Source organism: Paenibacillus sp. JNUCC-31, assembly GCF_014844075.1.
Taxonomy (GTDB): Bacteria; Bacillota; Bacilli; order Paenibacillales; family Paenibacillaceae; genus Paenibacillus.
The window spans coordinates 4,469,648-4,487,798 of record NZ_CP062165.1; the positions used below are offsets into that span (position 1 = coordinate 4,469,648).

14 protein-coding genes and 1 pseudogene are annotated in these 18,151 nt (G+C 44.4%); 9 read left to right on the forward strand and 6 right to left on the reverse strand.

All coding sequences use genetic code 11. The features are described from left to right. Positions 1–51: 51 nt before the first annotated feature. The 4 genes from JNUCC31_RS19450 to JNUCC31_RS19465 form a co-directional block, all read right to left on the reverse strand. Positions 52–462, reverse strand: a complete 411-nt coding sequence (locus tag JNUCC31_RS19450) for a hypothetical protein (RefSeq protein WP_192263514.1) — start codon at positions 460–462, stop codon at positions 52–54. A 14-nt stretch (positions 463–476) separates the two neighbouring features. After that, positions 477–989, reverse strand: coding sequence for a hypothetical protein (locus tag JNUCC31_RS19455; protein WP_192263516.1), 513 nt, complete (start codon positions 987–989; stop codon positions 477–479). Positions 990–1,016: 27 nt separating this feature from the next. Further along, the gene (locus JNUCC31_RS19460) at positions 1,017–1,235 is read right to left on the reverse strand and encodes a bacteriocin immunity protein (RefSeq protein WP_228469111.1); all 219 of its coding nucleotides are present in this window, start codon (positions 1,233–1,235) and stop codon (positions 1,017–1,019) included. A gap of 392 nt (positions 1,236–1,627) precedes the next feature. Next, the gene (locus JNUCC31_RS19465; protein WP_192263519.1) at positions 1,628–2,617 is read right to left on the reverse strand and encodes a quinone oxidoreductase family protein; all 990 of its coding nucleotides are present in this window, start codon (positions 2,615–2,617) and stop codon (positions 1,628–1,630) included. 90 nt (positions 2,618–2,707) lie between these two features. Here JNUCC31_RS19465 and JNUCC31_RS19470 point away from each other — a divergent pair, with 90 nt between their 5' ends. The 3 genes from JNUCC31_RS19470 (at position 2,708) to JNUCC31_RS19480 (ending at position 6,425) form a co-directional block, all read left to right on the forward strand. After that, positions 2,708–3,622 carry a LysR family transcriptional regulator gene (locus JNUCC31_RS19470; RefSeq protein ID WP_228469112.1) on the forward strand — a complete coding sequence of 305 codons (915 nt, stop codon included), beginning with the start codon at positions 2,708–2,710 and terminating at the stop codon, positions 3,620–3,622. Between the two features lie 15 nt (positions 3,623–3,637). After that, positions 3,638–4,738: a threonine aldolase family protein gene (locus tag JNUCC31_RS19475; RefSeq protein WP_192263523.1), complete on the forward strand. Its 1,101-nt coding sequence runs from the start codon at positions 3,638–3,640 to the stop codon at positions 4,736–4,738. A 307-nt stretch (positions 4,739–5,045) separates the two neighbouring features. Beyond that, the gene (locus JNUCC31_RS19480; RefSeq protein WP_192263525.1) at positions 5,046–6,425 is read left to right on the forward strand and encodes a discoidin domain-containing protein; all 1,380 of its coding nucleotides are present in this window, start codon (positions 5,046–5,048) and stop codon (positions 6,423–6,425) included. On the opposite strand, the pseudogene JNUCC31_RS33440 reads toward JNUCC31_RS19480, so the two are convergent. Together JNUCC31_RS33440 and JNUCC31_RS19490 are read right to left on the reverse strand one after the other, a co-directional pair. Further along, positions 6,356–6,592, reverse strand: a pseudogene (locus tag JNUCC31_RS33440) (aldo/keto reductase); the annotation flags it as partial. The gene JNUCC31_RS19480 and the pseudogene JNUCC31_RS33440 sit on opposite strands and share 70 nt — an antisense overlap. Positions 6,593–6,601: 9 nt before the next feature. Further along, a complete protein-coding gene (locus tag JNUCC31_RS19490; protein ID WP_192263527.1) occupies positions 6,602–7,633 on the reverse strand; it encodes a PocR ligand-binding domain-containing protein in 1,032 nt (343 codons plus the stop codon). 305 nt (positions 7,634–7,938) lie between these two features. Between JNUCC31_RS19490 and JNUCC31_RS19495 the strand changes: the two genes are divergently transcribed. The 6 genes from JNUCC31_RS19495 to JNUCC31_RS19520 all read left to right on the forward strand — a co-directional run bounded on the left by JNUCC31_RS19495 (position 7,939) and on the right by JNUCC31_RS19520 (position 18,129). After that, complete coding sequence (locus JNUCC31_RS19495) at positions 7,939–9,084, forward strand: glycerol dehydrogenase (protein ID WP_192263530.1); 1,146 nt, start codon at positions 7,939–7,941, stop codon at positions 9,082–9,084. After that, positions 9,081–10,850, forward strand: a complete 1,770-nt coding sequence (gene dhaK, locus JNUCC31_RS19500; RefSeq protein ID WP_192263532.1) for a dihydroxyacetone kinase subunit DhaK — start codon at positions 9,081–9,083, stop codon at positions 10,848–10,850. Before JNUCC31_RS19495 ends, dhaK begins: the two co-directional genes overlap by 4 nt. A gap of 990 nt (positions 10,851–11,840) precedes the next feature. Beyond that, the gene (locus JNUCC31_RS19505) at positions 11,841–13,220 is read left to right on the forward strand and encodes a TldD/PmbA family protein (RefSeq protein ID WP_192263534.1); all 1,380 of its coding nucleotides are present in this window, start codon (positions 11,841–11,843) and stop codon (positions 13,218–13,220) included. Positions 13,221–13,234: 14 nt separating this feature from the next. Further along, on the forward strand, positions 13,235–14,578 hold the full coding sequence (locus JNUCC31_RS19510; RefSeq protein ID WP_192263536.1) for a TldD/PmbA family protein: 1,344 nt from the start codon (positions 13,235–13,237) through the stop codon (positions 14,576–14,578). A 38-nt stretch (positions 14,579–14,616) separates the two neighbouring features. Then, positions 14,617–16,386: an ABC transporter ATP-binding protein gene (locus JNUCC31_RS19515; protein ID WP_192263538.1), complete on the forward strand. Its 1,770-nt coding sequence runs from the start codon at positions 14,617–14,619 to the stop codon at positions 16,384–16,386. Positions 16,387–16,407: 21 nt separating this feature from the next. Continuing rightward, positions 16,408–18,129: an ABC transporter ATP-binding protein gene (locus JNUCC31_RS19520; protein ID WP_192263540.1), complete on the forward strand. Its 1,722-nt coding sequence runs from the start codon at positions 16,408–16,410 to the stop codon at positions 18,127–18,129. The last annotated feature ends 22 nt before the right edge of the window (positions 18,130–18,151 follow it).

Below are 18,151 nucleotides of genomic sequence, written 5' to 3' on the forward strand. Positions count from 1 at the left end.
GCACCAGATATAAAAAATCCTCGATACTCAGAAAATGAGTATCGAGGATTTTTATTTAACGGGATAAGGAAACATGCAGCACCTGAGAATTTCTGCCTTCTGCTCTTCTGTACGTTCACGTGGGGCAAATTCTTCTGCGTAGGAACGCTCTAACTTGTTGCGCATAAATGTCTCTGCATATGCATTGGGACGGGAGTGAAAGTCTTTGGCGAACTCTCTGAATGCACTGACCTTAAGCACCTTTTCCAGCACGCTGTTCAACAAGGGGCTGCCCGCGTATAACAGGGAATCGTTCTCTTCACATTCAAACTTGAGATAGAGAAGGGCCTTCTGTAATGCATTGATCTCGCCTTGGGTAAGGTGAATCGGTCGTGTAGCGTTTTCTCCCGATTCTTCACTGGACTGAGCAGGGTTCTTGTTAGGCTCATGTTTATTTCGGGAAGGTTCGTCCTGCTTACTCATTGAATATCACTTCCTTAATTCGGATGAAGTTCCCGTCTCGCAGATGCGCCAAAATCGGGATGGTATTGAAGTGACTCTAATGCGGACCTGGCACCAGAAACATGTTGATGTGCAACAAGAATAGCAAAGGCAGCCCATTTGACCAAAATATACGCATCCCCCTCCAGAACCTCCTGAGCCAATTGGATCTCGGCTTCTGTAATGGGCAATAACGCGAGAGTTTGTAAGACGTAGTTCTGTACATCCTCATCTTCTTCCGAATCGCGAACAAGTTGCGCGGCAGCATGAAGGATCTCATCCAGAAGAGCAGAGGAGCCTGCCATACCAAGAGCACGCCAAGCTTCTATACGTACCAGATCTTCTTCGTGTGAATCCAAGCCAATAGCGAGGACTTGGTGAATAAGGTGGTTATCCGTTAGCTCAATCAGATCACGAAGTGCCTGCAGTTTTTCTTCTCCACGGACTGCGGCAAAATCGGGCTGTTTATTTTTGTTGTTGTCGTTGTCGTTATAATTCATATCAGACATATCCGATCATTCACCTCCTGAAGTTTGTTAGGGCTGGGGCGGAAGAATGATTGGACGAGCAGCCAGGGCCTCCTCCACGATCTGTTCGGGTGTCAAGTCCCGATCATCCCAGAAAATCAGATTACTGATCTCCGTATAAGGCAGCTCTTGCTCTAACTCGTTTAGCATGTCATCCAGTTCATCCTCGGTTCCTTCGGCATTCATCAGCTTGCGAACCAAATCGATTAAATGCACATGGTTGGACATATTCATACCTCCTAAATGAATCATAGAGTGAACAAACTAGTCTTTCATGGGCTGATCCAATGGATCATACGTAACGAGTACAGGCAACCATTTCGGTTCTAGCGTCAGGCTCATGGGTTTTCCGTCTTGATCAGCATAAGAAATGATATAGCTACCAAAATGAGATTCATAGATGAAATCCCTGTATTGAAAGGAGTGTTCGGGGTACTTTATGTTCACATATAATGTTGTTACCCCTCTGGAAAAGGTCTCTTTCAACATCGGAATTTGGGCCAAAAGCATAATAGCAACAAGAACAATGGCTGTACGTTTAGCGAGACGGGTCAGATGGATTCACCCCATTATCGAAAATGATTTTTACCCATTAATGAAGGTCCATCTAAAATCAGATGTCACTCCACGAGTATAGCAAGATTGCCAAACTGCTTGCCCTTTTCCATGCGTTCGAATGCTTGTGCTGTATCCTGCAACAGATATGTGCCATCGATTACAGGATGTATATCATGCCGTTCCACCCATTGCAGCATCTGGACAAACTCTTCACGGCTTCCCATGGAAGTTCCAAGCAGGCTAACTTGCGGGAAAAAGATCGAGCGGATCGGAATATTCAGATCATCTCCCGAGCTTGCACCGTACATCACGATACGTCCACCTGGTCTGATTATATCAAAATATTTTGGGAACATGGTTTGTCCTATGCTATCCAAGATCATGTCAACAGGTTCCAGACCGTTATGCGAATTCCAGTCTGTATGGCTATCCAATGCACGGTTAGCGCCCAGACGCAAGGCCTCTTTTCTTTTGGCTTCACTTCTGGAGGTGACGGTTACCTTGGCACCAGCAGCTACAGCCATGAGCAGGGCATAGGTCGCTACACCTCCACCGATGCCGGGAATGAGGATATGTTCACCCTGCTTAAGTGCGCCACGAGTGAATAGTGCGCGATATGCAGTCAATGCCGAAAGGGACAACACGCCTGCTTCCGTCCATGAGAGATGAGCGGGTTTGGGCAAGGCATTTCTGGCAGGGAGCGTCATATATTGTGCGAGCGTTCCATCCGCAGGTCCCCCTATAATATCGGGCACGATAGGTATGTCAGCTGCATGCTCCCAACCGAGAGTAGGGTGGATGATGACCTCATCACCTACAGATAATCCGTCTACACCTTCTCCAATCTCTACGATTACACCTGCTCCATCTGAACCAAGAATGAGAGGTGTGTCCTGTGAGGTACGTCCTGCCATGATGAACAGATCTCGATGATTGATTCCAGCGGATTTCAGTTGGATCTGTACTTCACCTGCTCCGGGTGACCGAGATGTTGAATTTGTATATTGAAGACCTCCAAGGCCGCTTTGGCCTGAATGTATTATAGCTTTCATTTTCATAATTCCTCCCTGTCTATATAAATACTTCACTATTGAGCCTCATTGTACAGATAGGGCAGATTCACGTAAAATGAACAAAAATGAATGTCAGTATCAATTCAGATCATAGATAACAAGAAGGTGACCAGGGGCATGGATGCAGGAGATTTAAAAATATTTCAGGCGGTTGCCCGTGAAGGCAGTATCAGCAAAGCCGCATTAGCGCTGAATTATGTGCAATCCAATGTAACAACGCGAATCAAACAGCTGGAAGAACAGCTGCAAGTGCCACTGTTTCATCGTTCCAATCGAGGCATGTCGCTCACACCGGCGGGTGAGAATTTGCTTGGATATGCGGATAAAATATTACATTTGTTATATGAAGCGGAGCAGGCAACGCAGATCGGAAATCCACCTTCAGGTATGCTTCGTGTTGGTGCGATTGAGACCGCAGTCTCCAGTTATCTGACGCCGCTGCTCGCTGAATACCGTTTATGTTATCCCGAGGTTCAGCATTCGTTAATTACAGGGGGTACACATGAACTCAATCAGAAGGTCATTCAACATGAGCTGCATGGGGCTTTAATATATGGCCCGGTCGACCACCCTGAGCTGAACTATATGAAAGTGTACGACGAAGAATTGGTGCTGATTGCCGAACCCGGGACCCATAAAATGCATGATTTATTGTGCAAACCCATGTTGTTTTTTGAAGTAGGCTGTACTCATCGCGAACAGGCAGAAGCCTTTTTGAAAGATCAAGGCGTGCACACCCTCAATGTCACGGAATACGGAACACTGGATACTATTTTGAACGGCGTATCTGTCGGGTTGGGTGTATCATTGCTTCCACGTTCCTCGGTTACGAAAGCAGAACGAAGAGGTGAGGTTGCAGTCTTATCTTTGCCTGATCCGTATCGCAGGTTGGAAGTAGGATTCGTGCATTCCCGGAGTGAGCATCGATCCGGAGCACTGGGTGCATTGGTGCAGATGATGACGAAACAAGGACCAGAACAATAAAAGGAGTGAATAACCTTGAAGGATACAGAGCTAACGTTAGCGGAAGCATTTGATCAGGCGGAGTTTATTATAGGCGGCCATGGCAGCCGTAAAGTCAAAGTGCTTCAGGAAGTGCTGGCGCATGTGGATGGGGAACAATATAGTGATCATTATGGCAACGGTAAAATCATTGATCAATTCCAGCAGCAGATGGCTGACGTTCTGGGCAAGGAATCGGCTGTGTTTTTCCCCAGTGGTACGATGGCACAGCAAATTGCTTTACGTATCTGGTGTGACCGCAAAGGCATCAAGCGGGTAGCTTACCACCCTTTATCTCACCTGGAAATCCATGAGGAAGACGGACTGAAGGAACTGCATCAGATTGAAACCATTTTGCTGGCAGACAAGGATCGACTGATTCGATTGGAAGATGTAGAGGGGATCGATCAGGACGTTGCCTGCCTGCTGCTTGAACTGCCGCAACGCGAGATTGGTGGACAATTGCCTGCGTATGAAGAATTGGAGGCGATCTCGTCCTATTGCCGTGAACGCGGGATCAAGCTTCATTTGGACGGGGCACGCCTGTTTGAGATCACTCCCTATTATCAGAAGACACCAGCTGAGATTTGCAGTCTGTTTGATAGTGTCTACGTGTCTTTTTACAAAGGCATTGGTGGGATTGCGGGTGCTATTTTGGCAGGGGATACGGATGTTATGCAAGAATCCAAGGTATGGAAACGTCGTCACGGCGGCGATCTGATCGGGTTGTATCCGTACATCCTTAGTTCTCAGTATTATTTCAATGAACGGATTGGCAAAATGGAGCTTTATTATGAGCAGGCCAAGGAACTGGCCTCCTTGTTAAATGCGTGTGACGGTATACATACGTTGCCAGAAGTGCCTGTCTCCAATATGTTTCACGTACATATTCCGTTGGCCCAAGCCGAGGTGGAGCGTATCCTGGCATCCATGGCTCAGCAATTCGGTATTGGGATCACGTCGTATCTGCAAGAGACAAGCGGTCACAGCTGCGCTTTTGAATTCTCCGCAGGTGATCGTTATGAAGGTGTTCCCAAGGACAAGCTGCGTTCTGCGCTGGAATGGCTGGATGAAGAGATGCGGAAACATGTGAAATAAAAGAAGCTGACCAAATCGATATGTATAGTTGCTCTATCCGTTTGTTGGATAGGGCTTTTTTTATGTTTTTAAAAGGGCACTCCTGCATGAATGGGCACTTGTCATTAGTCCAAAGTCCGGCTTCTATCTCGAAAATAGGATGAACGGATGCATGAACCTGTAGAGAAAACAGGTATGCAGGATTATTCCAATATTTTCTTTACCATGTAAAATATAAAAAGGTAATATATTCCATTAGAAATAAAGGAGCGAAACTATACCGTTTATTGATTTCAACTTCATTTTAGGGAGAGAAAGGATGAATATCATGTTTTCACGTCAAAAATTTACGTTAGCTGTGATGTCACTCGCTTTATCTGCAACCGTACTGGGAGGAAGTGCTGTCTGGGTTCCAGGTACATCCGTAGCGGCTGCAGCTGATTCTGGTGTATCGATCAACGCCGTATTGTCGGACATGCCTTCGGAATTGAGATCATCTATTGAGTGGGTGTATACCAATCGCATGATCAAGGAAGGTTCGGTGAACCGGAAGAACCTGATCTATGATCAGATTTTTGCCGGGAAAGGAACGATCAACTACGTAGTGCGCTGGCAATCGACCAAAAACCTTACACTGCAGCAGCGGAAGGATATTGAGAAGATGCTTGGGCGGCAAATGAATAACTGGACGAAGCATCTTAAAGGGTATGATGGCTGGCCATATGGAGATATTGCGGTTAAGGTTGTGGGTTGGGCTGTAGCCAATCCGGCACAAATTTTGGACAAGCAGTCCAGTGAAAAGGTCTACACCACAACAACAGTGGATGAACTGAGCAAAACAGACCCAAGAATCCCGGCGACTTTGCCGTACGCTCCGAGCGAATTGTCACGATTTGAACACTTCACCAATCCGAACTATGTCTATCCAGGTGGTTTGGACAAGCGGTTTGACATGTATTTGTGGGGAACGTCCAACTTCGGCGGTGGTGCAGGCGGAGACTGGGGACAGCGGGTGTCCGATGATTACATTTTGAGTACTGTGAACAATAATGAAATCCAAATTACCGAGCATGAGATTGGACATGGGTTCGGAATGCCTGATTTCTACGAAGCGCAGGATCGTCCGCCGGGTGGTTTCCCGTTACCGACGATTATGTGGGCGGGCAATTCATCGACGATTACAAATTGGGACGTATGGTTGCTGCGTTATACGTGGAGCCAGTTGAAGAAGGATACTGCACGTTTCCCGGTTGCACCGTCAACCAATCAACCTGTTAATGCTGCCGTCAGCGCCAACGTGACGACATCGTATGTTTCCCCATGGGAAACGATTACTGCGTTGAATGACGGATTGGACCCAGCGCACTCCAATGACCGAAGTCAGGCGGTGTATGGTAACTGGCCGGAGACGGGTACGCAATGGGTACAGTATGATTTGGATCGCGCTTATACGGTATCGCAGAGTGATGTCTACTGGTTCAAGGATAACGGCGGAATCGATGTACCTCGCTCGTACAAGATTCAATACTGGGACGGGAATGTATGGCGTGATGCAAGCAACGCGAAGGGGCTGGGCACACGTGCGGATACGTATAATACGACGACATTTGATCCGGTAAGCACAACGAAGATCCGGCTTCAGATGGAGGCGAGCAATCCGGCTTCCACTGGGATTCTGGAATGGAGAGTAACCGGTGTCGCGTTATAAGAAAGACTCTTTGAATTTGTAAACGAACGGCTGTTCAGTGGATAAAGTCCCTGATCAGCCGTTTTTTGCAGGAAAAAGAAAAATGCCTCTTCAAGTGGAGTGTTATGATCATAACGGTGAGCATAATAGACATCGATATAATCGGTCTGTAACATTTGCAACGATGCCGTGGTTGCTCATTGTTCCTGCATGTATTTGCGATAGAGGGCAGGCGTAATCTCCTCGAATTTTTTGAATATTTTGATAAAATACCCCGATTCATTGAACCCCAGTTCATCACTGATCTGTGACACGGGCATGTCCGTAACTTCAAGCAATTGCTTGGCCCATTTGATTTTGAGTCGAGCAATATAAGTCGTGAAGTTTTCACCCGTTTCCTTGGCAAACAGCCTGCTGAAATAACTTGGACTCAAGTGGCACAGATCGGCCATTTGTTTAAGCGAGACTTGCTCACTCTTGTGACTATGAATATATTCAAAAGCAGGTTGGAGCACCGGGCTGGAGCTCTCTGTATCACTTGGACTGTTTTTAAGATAGGCATCCGCAATCGCATTGGTCATTTCTTTTTTGATCGACTCAATGTTACGGATAGAGTATCCAGGCAGAATAGTGGACAGATTCAGAGACTCTTGATTCCCCGAAGCTTTCTCGAACATCTCCACCAGCAAATTTTTATTGAGTGCTTCCTCGACAATGTAGTTACAGAGTAAAGATAGCATGTTGGAAATTTTCACAACCTCTTCATAGGTCATGACAGGCAGCTGGTCATAATCGTCCCGTAATTCCTCCAGCTTTGCAGCATGCATAGGCACGTTCTTCGACGTAACGATCTGTTCTAGATCTGTCCCTTTCTCCGGGTCAGCAAGCTTCACTTGTCCTGCCATTACAGCACCGATATATTTTCCATCAATCGTAATTGGAATGGCGATGTCGACTATATTGAAATGACACAGGTAGACATAAGGTTCATTCAATCGAACGGCTTCCAGACCCCCACGAGAATCACATTTCTGGCAGTAGGGGAGCAGTTCGGGATCTTTGCGAACATTTTGGCAAAAGGACTGACAGCTGCTATGGCTGGTTACGGGAATGCCTTTATAATCAACAGTTAGAATGGCCAGCTTGGTTACGGTGGCAAGGGAATCCTGTAGACGCTTCCATTTATTCAGATCAAGGATTTTATTGATATGCAGATATTCTTTAATCATGGGCAGAACCTCCATAGCTAACCTGATGAATGATTTTGGTCGTTAAAAGTTAGCAAGTTGTACATATTAAGATGAGATAACAACGGGTACAGAGTGATGGAAGGTCAAAATTCAACCATCGCATGACAATAAGATACCATGATTCCACTAAAAAGCAAAAAATTACGATTGCAAATTATAATAATTTGTTATCAAAGTCCACTGTAACCCTGACATGTAAGGTATATATTTATATTAATTGTGAGCCATTAAAATTGAATGTTTTAAACACTATATTAACGACGCTATAGGAGGCATATATCATTATGAGAAAAGCATTTATCAGTCCGACGAAATACGTGCAAGGCGAAGATGAATTGTTGAACCTGGGTTACTTTGTGAAATCCTTTGGTGAATCCGCCTTGCTGATCGCGCATCCCGATGATGTAAATCGTGTAAAAGGGAAGCTCGATGCAACAGCACAGAAATTCAATATAACGTTTGTTGAAAGCGGTTTTAGAGGAGAATGTTCGCGCGAGGAAGTCGCTCGTCTGCAAGACATTGCGAAGGAAAAAGGATGTACATGCACCATCGGTCTAGGTGGCGGTAAAGCGATTGATGCAGCCAAATGTGTTGCAGAAGGCGAGGCGTTGATCATCTGCCCAACCATCGCTGCAACGGATGCACCAACAAGTCACTCTGCTGTGTTGTACACGCCGGAAGGTGCGTTTGATGACTATGCATATTTCAAACAAAGCCCAAGTGTTGTTCTTGTGGATACAACGGTTATCGCAAACGCTCCAACACGGTTTCTCGTATCAGGTATGGGTGACGCACTATCTACGTACTTCGAAGCAAGAGCTACAGCAAAATCATACTCTCGTGTGAATGCAAGTTTGCCTATGGGTTCACGTGAAGGATATACCCCATCCGCTGTAGGAACGAATGCAGCACTTGCACTGGCGAAGCTGTGCTACGAAATGCTGCTGACTGACGGATTGAAAGCAAAAGTAGCCAGTGACAGCAACGTCGTGACTCAAGCGCTGGAAAACATCGTTGAGACAAACATCCTGTTGTCTGGTCTCGGATTTGAAAGTGGCGGGCTGGCCGCAGCACATGCGATCCACAATGGTTTGACCGTTCTGGAGGGTACACATCACTTCTTCCACGGTGAAAAAGTAAGCTTCGGTACGATTGCGCAGCTCGTACTCGAAAATGCGCCAACTGAAGAGCTGCATGAAGTCATGGACTTCTGTCTCGCAGTGGGACTGCCTGTAAGCTTGGCGGATATCGGTGTAGATACCATTAGTCAGGAAGAGTTGTTGAAAGTGGCCGAGATCGCTTGTATTCCGGAAGAATCCATTCACGCTATGCCATTCCCGATTACGGTTCCTGAAGTGGCTGCTGCCATTGCAGCGGCTGACCGTATGGGACGGGACTACAAAGCAGCTCGCCGGGAGGTGAAATCATGAAGAAAATCATCAATCAGGCTGAAAATGTAGTCATGGAAATGTGCAACGGGATTGCGCTCGCGCACCCGGAGCTGGAATTCCTGAAAAAATATAAAGTCATCAAACGCAGAGAGATTCAAGCTGACAAAGTCAGCCTGATCAGCGGCGGCGGAAGCGGTCACGAACCGGCTCACGCAGGTTATGTGGGCAAAGGCATGCTGGATGCAGCCGTCTGCGGAGATGTGTTCGCGTCTCCTTCCCAGATTCAGGTGTACCAGGCGATCAAGGCCACAGCCAGCAAGAAGGGCACGCTGCTAATCATCAAGAATTACAGCGGCGACATGATGAACTTCAAGAACGCGGCGCATCTTGCAGAGGAAGATGGCATTGACGTGCAATATGTACGGGTTGAGGATGACATTGCTGTACAAGACAGTCTGTATACGGTTGGACGCCGTGGCGTTGCCGGAACCGTACTGGTGCACAAAATCGCTGGAGCCGCAGCTGAAGAAGGCCGCAGTCTGGCAGAGGTAAAATCCGTTGCTGAGAAAGCAGCACAGAACGTACGGAGCATCGGATTTGGATTTACTTCCTGTACCGTGCCTGCCAAAGGCACACCGACGTTCGAAATTGCCGAAGATGAAATGGAATTCGGTGTAGGAATTCATGGTGAGCCAGGTATTCGCCGCGAGAAATGGGTATCTGCGGATGAGCTCGCAGGCCGCATGGTTGAAGCGCTGCTTGCAGACATGAAGCTGGACAGCGATGCATCCGCTGAGATTGCTGTGCTTATCAATGGCTTTGGCGCGACACCTTTACAGGAGCTGTATCTGCTCAATAATTCAGTTCAGCGTGAGCTGGCACAGCGTTCAGGTCTGGGTATAGCCACGACGTTTGTTGGCAATTACATGACGAGCATTGATATGGCAGGCGCATCGGTGACGATCCTGAAACTGGACGATGAACTGAAAACGTTGCTGTTTAAGGAAAGTGATACACCTGCGTTCAAAGTATCTGGCCCTCCAGTAGCACAAGTGGAATACTCCGAAGCGTTGGAAGCCGTCGTGACTGAAGATGTTCCAGTATCCTATGAAGTGGAGACCCCAGCAGCGTCTGCGGTAATCAACAACAATCAGTTCACCCTGGATAATATCGTCTACCTGATCGATAAGATGAGTGAGATCATCATTAAGAAAGAAGTCCCGTTCTGTGAACTGGATTCCCATGCAGGTGACGGCGACTTCGGCATGAGCGTAGCGAAGGGCTTTAGACAACTTAAGCGCGAATGGAACCATATCGTGAACGAAGAGAAAACGAATATCGGTTCATTCCTCGATGCATGCTCTCTGGTCATTATGGAATACTGCGGCGGTGCATCCGGCCCGATCTGGGGTTCGGCATTCCGGGCGGCGGGCAAAGCTGTAGGTGACAAACAGCAATTGAATGTTGCCGAATTCGCTAATATGATGCAGGCGGCAGTACAAGGGATTCAATCGACAGGTGAGCGTTCCTTCGGACGTGGTGCCGTTGTAGGTGACAAAACATTGATCGACGCACTCGTTCCTTGTGCCGATGCCTGGACGCAAAGTGCGAAGTCCGGAGACGACTTCAAAACAGCGTTTGCCAAAGGTGCCGAAGCGGCAGTAGAAGGTGCGAAGAAAACCGAAGACATTGTGGCACGCATGGGCCGCGCGGGTGCTGTAGGTGATCGCAGTCTGGGCTACCCGGATGCTGGCGCATATGCGCTGGGGGTTATTTTCACAGAGCTATCCGAGTCCATGAAATAAATATATTCTATGGGTTTGTTTGACCACTAGTGTTTGTTTTATATTATAATGTCGGTAACTTTATAGTATTTTGGCGGTAGTTTTATTTAATGTTGTCGGCAAACACGAAAAAACTCGAATTATTCAGTGAAAAATATAGGATTATGGATTGTTTCCTCCATAAAGTGCAGTATCACATAGTGATACTGCACTTTATGGTATAATGTCGTTTTTTTATTCTGCATTTATGGTACAAGATATTTTGAGCTAATACTATATCTTCATTATATAGCGATGGTACAAGAATTCAGTTCTATAGAGAAAAATGCGTTGTATCATTATGATTTTTACCTGTTCGATGAGAACATCCACTAGTAGATATTAGTACCCGCGAAACAGTTCATTTTTGGCCTTTAAACATGGACCTCCTTCGCACATAATTGAGATAAATATTAGAATGATGTCAGACGATCTACATCATTCAAAAAAGAAATGAAGGGACTGCTTTTAGTAGTCCCTTTGTGGTTTATATCATCAATTGAGACAACATATGTACTGCTGAAACCCAGTAAGGGCGGGGATTCAGCGTATAAACATTCTGAAGGTCTGTTATTCGTCTTCGTGGCAACAGGATTCAAGTGGAAATGCGTATGAGAAGGGGTTATCAATAATGGACCACCAGGCACTTGAGCATTGGAGCAAGAATTGTGTTGGCAGGGATTGAACATTTTGAAAGAAATAAATCAGTAAACCATTGAAAGTCGCTGTAATAGCGGCTTTTTTTTATTTTAGGAAACCAAGTACCAGCCATAAAGGACAAGAATATATTCTAATTGTTATTGAGGAAATACCAAATGAACAAGGTAACTACCAGAATCGACAAATCCTATTGTATAAATTCGTTCGAACTATTAAATTAAGAACATATTTTATTGTGTTAATCAATCTTCCATGACACGATATGAATACTATCATATATGTATTATTAGAAACATGACAGGAGTGAATACGATGCTATCACAAATCGAGATTGAAAAAATGCTAAATGCTGCACTTGAAACAGGTGGTGATTTCGCCGAAATTTTCGTTGAGGATAAGACAAACGCCAGTTTGAGCATGTTAGGTGGAGTACTGGAGAAAGCTGTCTCAGGGCGGGATTTTGGTATCGGAATCCGCATATTAAAAGGAGATTTCTGTGTCTATGCCTATACGAATGATTTTGCAGAAGAAAATCTAATTAAGGTAGCCCGTACGGCTGCTCAAGGGATTCAAGGACAGAAACAGGATATTACTTTGAACTTGATAAAAAAAGAAAAGTTTAATGCTCACCCTATAGAAATACCAACCTACAGCATTAGCAAAAAAGAAAAAATTGATTGGTTGAGAAGGGCGCATCACGCGGCTAAGGATTATGATCCAGTCATTGGTCAGACCCAAATGTCATATAGCGAAACGATTCAAAATGTATTGATTGCCAATACGGAAGGCATCTATGTCGAAGATCGCAGAACCCGGAACATACTTAACTTCATGGCGATTGCAACTGCTGGAACAAGTATGGAGACCGGCTATGTGAATCCGGGTTATGTAGGTGGACTAGAGCATATCCGAAATCTCGATATTGAGTCTTATGCCAGAGAAGCTGCCAGAAGTGCAAAAACCATTTTAAATGCTGATTATGCTCCGTCCGGGAAAATCCCGGTCATCATTGACAATGCTTTTGGTGGAGTGTTGTTCCATGAAGCTTGTGGACACGGTCTTGAGGCGACATGTGTTGCGGATAATGCTTCCGTATTCTCAGGAAAGCTGGGAGAGTATGTTGCTTCACCTCTTGTTAGTGCCTATGATGACGGAACGATTACCAATGCATGGGGATCTGAAAATATTGATGATGAAGGTATGCCGAGTCAAAGGAATCTCCTCATCGAGAATGGCATACTTAAAGGATATCTTATTGATAAAATCGGCAGTCGCAAAATGAACATGGCCCCTACCGGATCAGCAAGACGTGAATCTTACCGTTATAGTCCGACATCGAGAATGACGAATACCTTCATTGCCTCCGGCAATTCGACACCTGAAGAGATTATTTCCAACACGGAATACGGAATATTCGCCAAGTATATGGGAGGCGGGTCTGTAAACACAGCAACCGGCGAGTACAATTTTAATGTAAGTGAAGGGTACATGGTGAAAAACGGGAAACTCGCTGAGCCAATCAAGGGTGCAACGCTAATCGGAGACGGGATGAGCACGCTGAAGAATATTGATATGGTAGGTAGCAATTTGGATTATGGCGTTGGCATGTGTGGGGCAAGAAGTGGGACGATCCCCGTAACTGTAGGCCAACCAACGATTAGAGTTTCAGAACTAACTGTAGGTGGAAGATAGGAGGAGATTGGACAATGAATATATATGAATTTCAAAAAGGATTGTTTGAACAAGGAAAGCAATATGGATTCAGTGATATGGAAATATTCTTTTCATCGAGCAAATCCACGAACGTAAGTGTGCAGAACGGCAAGGTGAAAGACTATAACATCACGGAATCAGCGGGTCTTTCCTTCAGGGGAATCTATAAGGAGAAGATGGGTTATTCATATAGCGAAAAAATAAGCGATGAATCTATAGATTTTCTGCTCAAAGAAGCCTTGGAGAACGCCGAAGTCATTGAAATCGATGATGAAGAGGAACTATTCGAGAGCAGTGAGCGCTATGAAGCCATTAATAAATATTCTGAGGATATAGCTCTATTGCCTGTAGAGAAGCTAATCGAGTCAGCATTCTCAATGGAGAGAACGGTATTGCAAGCGGACTCTCGAATTAAACAAGTGCTCGATTGTACCGCTTCTAAATATTTATATGAGGTAGCCATTATGAATACGAAAGGACTGAATTGTTATTCACAAGGTTCTACGGCAAGCGCAGCGGTATATGTAATGGCGAGTGAGGGGGAGCAGACCTCAACAGGCTTTTACTACGATTTTACGCTGACAGACTTCTCTGAAATTGATGTTTATCATATTGCAGATACTGCAGCAGCTGAAGCTGTTTCGAAGTTAGGTGCGGAATCCTTGCCATCCGGAAGTTACCCTGTGATATTCCGTTATGACACGGCGACGAATCTGTTAGGTTCTTTGGTATCCAGCCTCTCAGGTGAAAATGTAGAAAAAGGACTGTCCAAACTGCAGGATCAGTTAAATAAAAAAGTCGTCGGCTCAAACATTAATATCATTGAGGATCCTCTTATGATTGGAGCACCTGGTGCAGCGGCTTTTGATGCAGAGGGTTACCCAACCCAAACAATATCTTTGGTTGAGGCTGGAAAACTGTTAAGTTTCATGCATAATCGTAAATCGGCTAAAAAAGCAGGAGTCAGCTCTACCGGTAATGCTTCAAAGTACAGTTATCGCTCCACCGTGGCAGTTGGTCCTCATAATGTGTATCTCAAACCGGGCGAGAGAGATTTAGATGAAATCATCAAAGATACAGAAAAAGGTATCTTCATCATTGAACTTCAAGGTACACACTCAGGCATAAACAGTGTATCAGGTGACTTCTCATTATATGCTTCAGGCTTCCTGATAGAGGACGGAAAACTTATCAAGCCAGTGAATCAAATCACGGTATCCGGAAATATTTTTGATGCTCTGAACAATGTGGATGAGATCGCGAACGATCTAATGCTTCGAGGCAATGTTACAGCACCATCCGTGAAGGTGAGAACCTTAGCTATAGCGGGACAATAATCGACAACGGTTTTGTGGTTGTACTAGGGGGAAATTTGATGAGAAATCAAGCAAGTGTTCAACCCAATGTGCGGATGTTATTGGATACGGATGAAGATCGAAAAGTAAAGGTATGGAAGCCTTTTTTTAAGCTTATTGCCATGGTAAGGCTTCCCTATTGGTGGATAGCTCTGTGTATAGTTGCAACACTCTCTCAGGGCAGTATCGCACTGCTCTACCCTCAGTATGTTCAGAAAATCTTAGCAGGTGATCTCAGCCAAGGAACTATGTGGATTACGATCGCTTTATTATTTGGCATAGGTTTAACAGTGAGCTTGGTGCAATTTGTTGCGAGTGTAACAAGTGCCAAGATTTCTTTGAAATTCAGAAAATTGATTTGGGAACATCTAATTCATCTGCCGGTTCCTTATTATGACGTCAATATGCCAAGAGAAATGATCAGCCGTACAACAGATGATACCACAAAACTAAGTGATCTTTTTGCAAGAGATTTGGGCAATGCCATTTCTTCAATATACCTCTTGATTGGAACTTTTGTCATTCTGTTTAGTTATGACTGGCGTCTGGCCTTCGTCGAAGCATTAATAATCCCACTCATCATAGCGCTAGGGATTATTAATGGTCGACTTAGTTTTAAATGGACAAACAGAGTTCAAGCCAGTCTGGCCCAATTAACTGAATTTTTGTCGGAACTTCTACTAAATATCCCGCTGATTAAAACATTCACAAAGGAGAACAGAGAAGACAACCGGGGAAAAGAGTTAATTGACAAGTTGTATATTACGCGACTCATGTATGAGGTCATCACTAAAACACTACTATTAATGAATGAACTGATCAGTGTTCTACAAACCATCATTGTTATAGTGCTAGGGATCTATCTCGTCTCTAAAGATATCATCACATTACCCATATGGATTGCATTTTATCTCTATGCACAAGGACTAACCAGTTCTGTAACTGTTGTTATGAATGCTTGGACCAATCTAAAAACTTGCCAGGGAGCAGCAAGACGAATTACAGAAATCTCTATCGAACCCACTGAGCCATATAATACTGTCTCGCAATCTAAAGAAATAAATGGTGATTTGTTGTTTGAGAATGTAACTTTTAAATATGCTGAAAATAACATACTGACCAATGTGAGCTTTATGATCCCTCATGGGAAGGTTACCGCTATTATTGGGCCAAGTGGAGCTGGTAAATCTACCATTTTCAATCTGGTTGAGCGCTTTTATAAGCCCGATACTGGCGAGATAAAGTTGGGTGATTACTCTATTAATGACTATAACCTTCAGGAGTGGAGGAGGTCGATTGGTTGCGTTTCTCAGGAAACCAAATTATTCTCGGGTACAATCCGGGATAATATCACGTATGGTATAGATCGGGAGTTAAAAGAAGACGAGATCATTCGTGCTGCTAAAGCTGCTTCTGCCTGGGATTTCATTACGTCCTTCGACAATGGACTAGACACTGAAGTGGGTGAAGTTGGTTCCAAATTGTCCGGTGGGCAGAGACAGAGAATCGCAATTGCTCGCGTAATCTTAAAAGATCCCGAATACGTATTACTTGATGAAGCGACATCAAATCTTGATGCTGAAGCAGGATACTTGGTCAATCAGGCTTTAAAGAAACTGTGCGTCGGCAGAACCACGATAATTATTGCACATCAGTTATCAACTATTGAGGCAGCCGATCAGATCATTTTATTATCCGATGAACAAGTGAGTGGTACTGGTAGTCATGAGAGCTTATTGGAAAGTAACGCGTTGTATAGGCAGATGATTAATATTCAACAAGGCATATAGAAGCACAGAGGGGGTGACTACATGAGTAACGCTGTTGTAAGGGAGCAGGGGTGGGGAAATTTCATCAAATTATTATTAAAATCCAAATTGCCTTGGAAATGGTATGTGGTGCAAGTAGTCGCTGGCATTATTATGTCGACGGCTATTGTAAAGCTGCCACAATTAGCCGGACAAGTCATGCAGGGTCAAATATTTGATAAGCAGCTGGTTACTCAATTTATTGTTTTAACAGTTGTCACTACGCTGCTAAAGGCATCGGTAAACATATTTACCAGTTGGGTTAACTTGAACACGGATCGCAACATTGAGAAGTCTATTTGGACAAAATTAATCAGAATGCCGATGAGTTTCATAAATAGTCTGAATCCTTCTTCACTAACAAGTCGTGTGACAAGTGATGCTATAAGTGTCAGTCAGGCCCTTAGTCAGTTCTTTGCTCTCTTTTATGTGACATATACATTAATTTTAACTTTAATTACGGTCTATGACATGAATACGAAAATTTTTATGGCTATGTTTGCTCTTATTCCATGGGTCTTACTTGTAACCATACTGCCTGGAAGATTTATGTTTCGTGCTCAAAACAAAATACAATCCAGATATTCGGAATTCACCAATTTTGTCACGGAGCGATTAGCCAACTTGCGCCTGATCAAATCTGCAAGTTCTGAAAAACATGAGGTACAGAAAGGCTTCGCAACAGCAGAAGACCAGTATAAATCAGAACTGTATATGGCCAAAGTTAACTTGATTGTGCAACCATTTATATTCTCAACACAAGGCGTTTGTATGGCCATCATACTTATTTATGGCGGTGTTCTTGTTAATCAAAACGAACTGGATATAGGGCAGCTGATTACGTTGTTGATGTACTCGCAAATTATCCCAGGAATGGTCTCACAATATATATTATGCTACCAGGAGATCAAAAGAGCACAAGGCGCTACAAACAAGATTAGTGAGATTATGGAGTCTGACAGTGAGAACGTTGAAGGGAAAATATCGTTTGCCCTGCCGGATGATGATATTGTCTTCAATAAAGTGTCGTTCAGTTATGGCAGAGAGAATGTGTTATCCGACTTGAGTTTTGTCATTCCTAAGGGAAAAGTAACGGCCATTGTGGGGCCCAGTGGTTCGGGTAAATCGACTATCCTGAATATGCTGGAACGTTTCTATAAACCAAAATCCGGGAAAATTTCGTTTGGCAATGTACCCGCGGAGGATATTCATCTGGATGAGTGGAGAAGTGCAATTGGTTATGTTCCACAGAACAGCCCGCTTCTTTCTGGGTCCATTTGGGATAATATCGTGTACGGACTTGATCGAGAAGTGAAAGAAGAAGAAGTCATTCGCGCAGCTGAACAGGCAAATATCTACGAGTACATTAATAAGTTACCAGCAAGATTTCACACGAAAATTGGAGATTTGGGCTCCAAATTGTCTGGTGGACAGAAACAACGTATCGCTATAGCTAGAACAATTATTACCAATCCTGATTACTTGCTACTGGATGAAGCCACCTGCAGTCTTGATCCGCAAAATGAACATGAGGTTCAGAAGGCTTTGAATAATCTAATGCAAGGACGAACAACGGTAGTTGTAGCTCACAATATCAAAACGATCGCCAATGCGGATAATATCATTGTACTGAATCAAGGTAAAGTTAGTGCAACAGGAAAACATGATCAACTCTACATCGAAAATTCGCTTTATCGCAAATATTTTGACTTACAGTTTCATTAAAAACATCAGTTTGTTCGCTTAT

What these genes read in the sequence shown, in the direction of transcription:
- JNUCC31_RS19505 (WP_192263534.1), top strand. Translation starts at nt 11,841, where the DNA reads ATGCTATCACAAATCGAGATTGAAAAAATGCTAAATGCTGCACTTGAA.
- JNUCC31_RS19465 (WP_192263519.1), bottom strand. Translation starts at nt 2,617, where the DNA reads ATGAAAGCTATAATACATTCAGGCCAAAGCGGCCTTGGAGGTCTTCAA.
- JNUCC31_RS19490 (WP_192263527.1), bottom strand. Translation starts at nt 7,633, where the DNA reads ATGATTAAAGAATATCTGCATATCAATAAAATCCTTGATCTGAATAAA.
- JNUCC31_RS19515 (WP_192263538.1), top strand. Translation starts at nt 14,617, where the DNA reads ATGAGAAATCAAGCAAGTGTTCAACCCAATGTGCGGATGTTATTGGAT.
- JNUCC31_RS19480 (WP_192263525.1), top strand. Translation starts at nt 5,046, where the DNA reads ATGTTTTCACGTCAAAAATTTACGTTAGCTGTGATGTCACTCGCTTTA.
- dhaK (WP_192263532.1), top strand. Translation starts at nt 9,081, where the DNA reads ATGAAGAAAATCATCAATCAGGCTGAAAATGTAGTCATGGAAATGTGC.
- JNUCC31_RS19495 (WP_192263530.1), top strand. Translation starts at nt 7,939, where the DNA reads ATGAGAAAAGCATTTATCAGTCCGACGAAATACGTGCAAGGCGAAGAT.
- JNUCC31_RS19470 (WP_228469112.1), top strand. Translation starts at nt 2,708, where the DNA reads ATGTCAGTATCAATTCAGATCATAGATAACAAGAAGGTGACCAGGGGC.
- JNUCC31_RS19520 (WP_192263540.1), top strand. Translation starts at nt 16,408, where the DNA reads ATGAGTAACGCTGTTGTAAGGGAGCAGGGGTGGGGAAATTTCATCAAA.
- JNUCC31_RS19510 (WP_192263536.1), top strand. Translation starts at nt 13,235, where the DNA reads ATGAATATATATGAATTTCAAAAAGGATTGTTTGAACAAGGAAAGCAA.
- JNUCC31_RS19450 (WP_192263514.1), bottom strand. Translation starts at nt 462, where the DNA reads ATGAGTAAGCAGGACGAACCTTCCCGAAATAAACATGAGCCTAACAAG.
- JNUCC31_RS19455 (WP_192263516.1), bottom strand. Translation starts at nt 989, where the DNA reads ATGTCTGATATGAATTATAACGACAACGACAACAACAAAAATAAACAG.
- JNUCC31_RS19460 (WP_228469111.1), bottom strand. Translation starts at nt 1,235, where the DNA reads ATGTCCAACCATGTGCATTTAATCGATTTGGTTCGCAAGCTGATGAAT.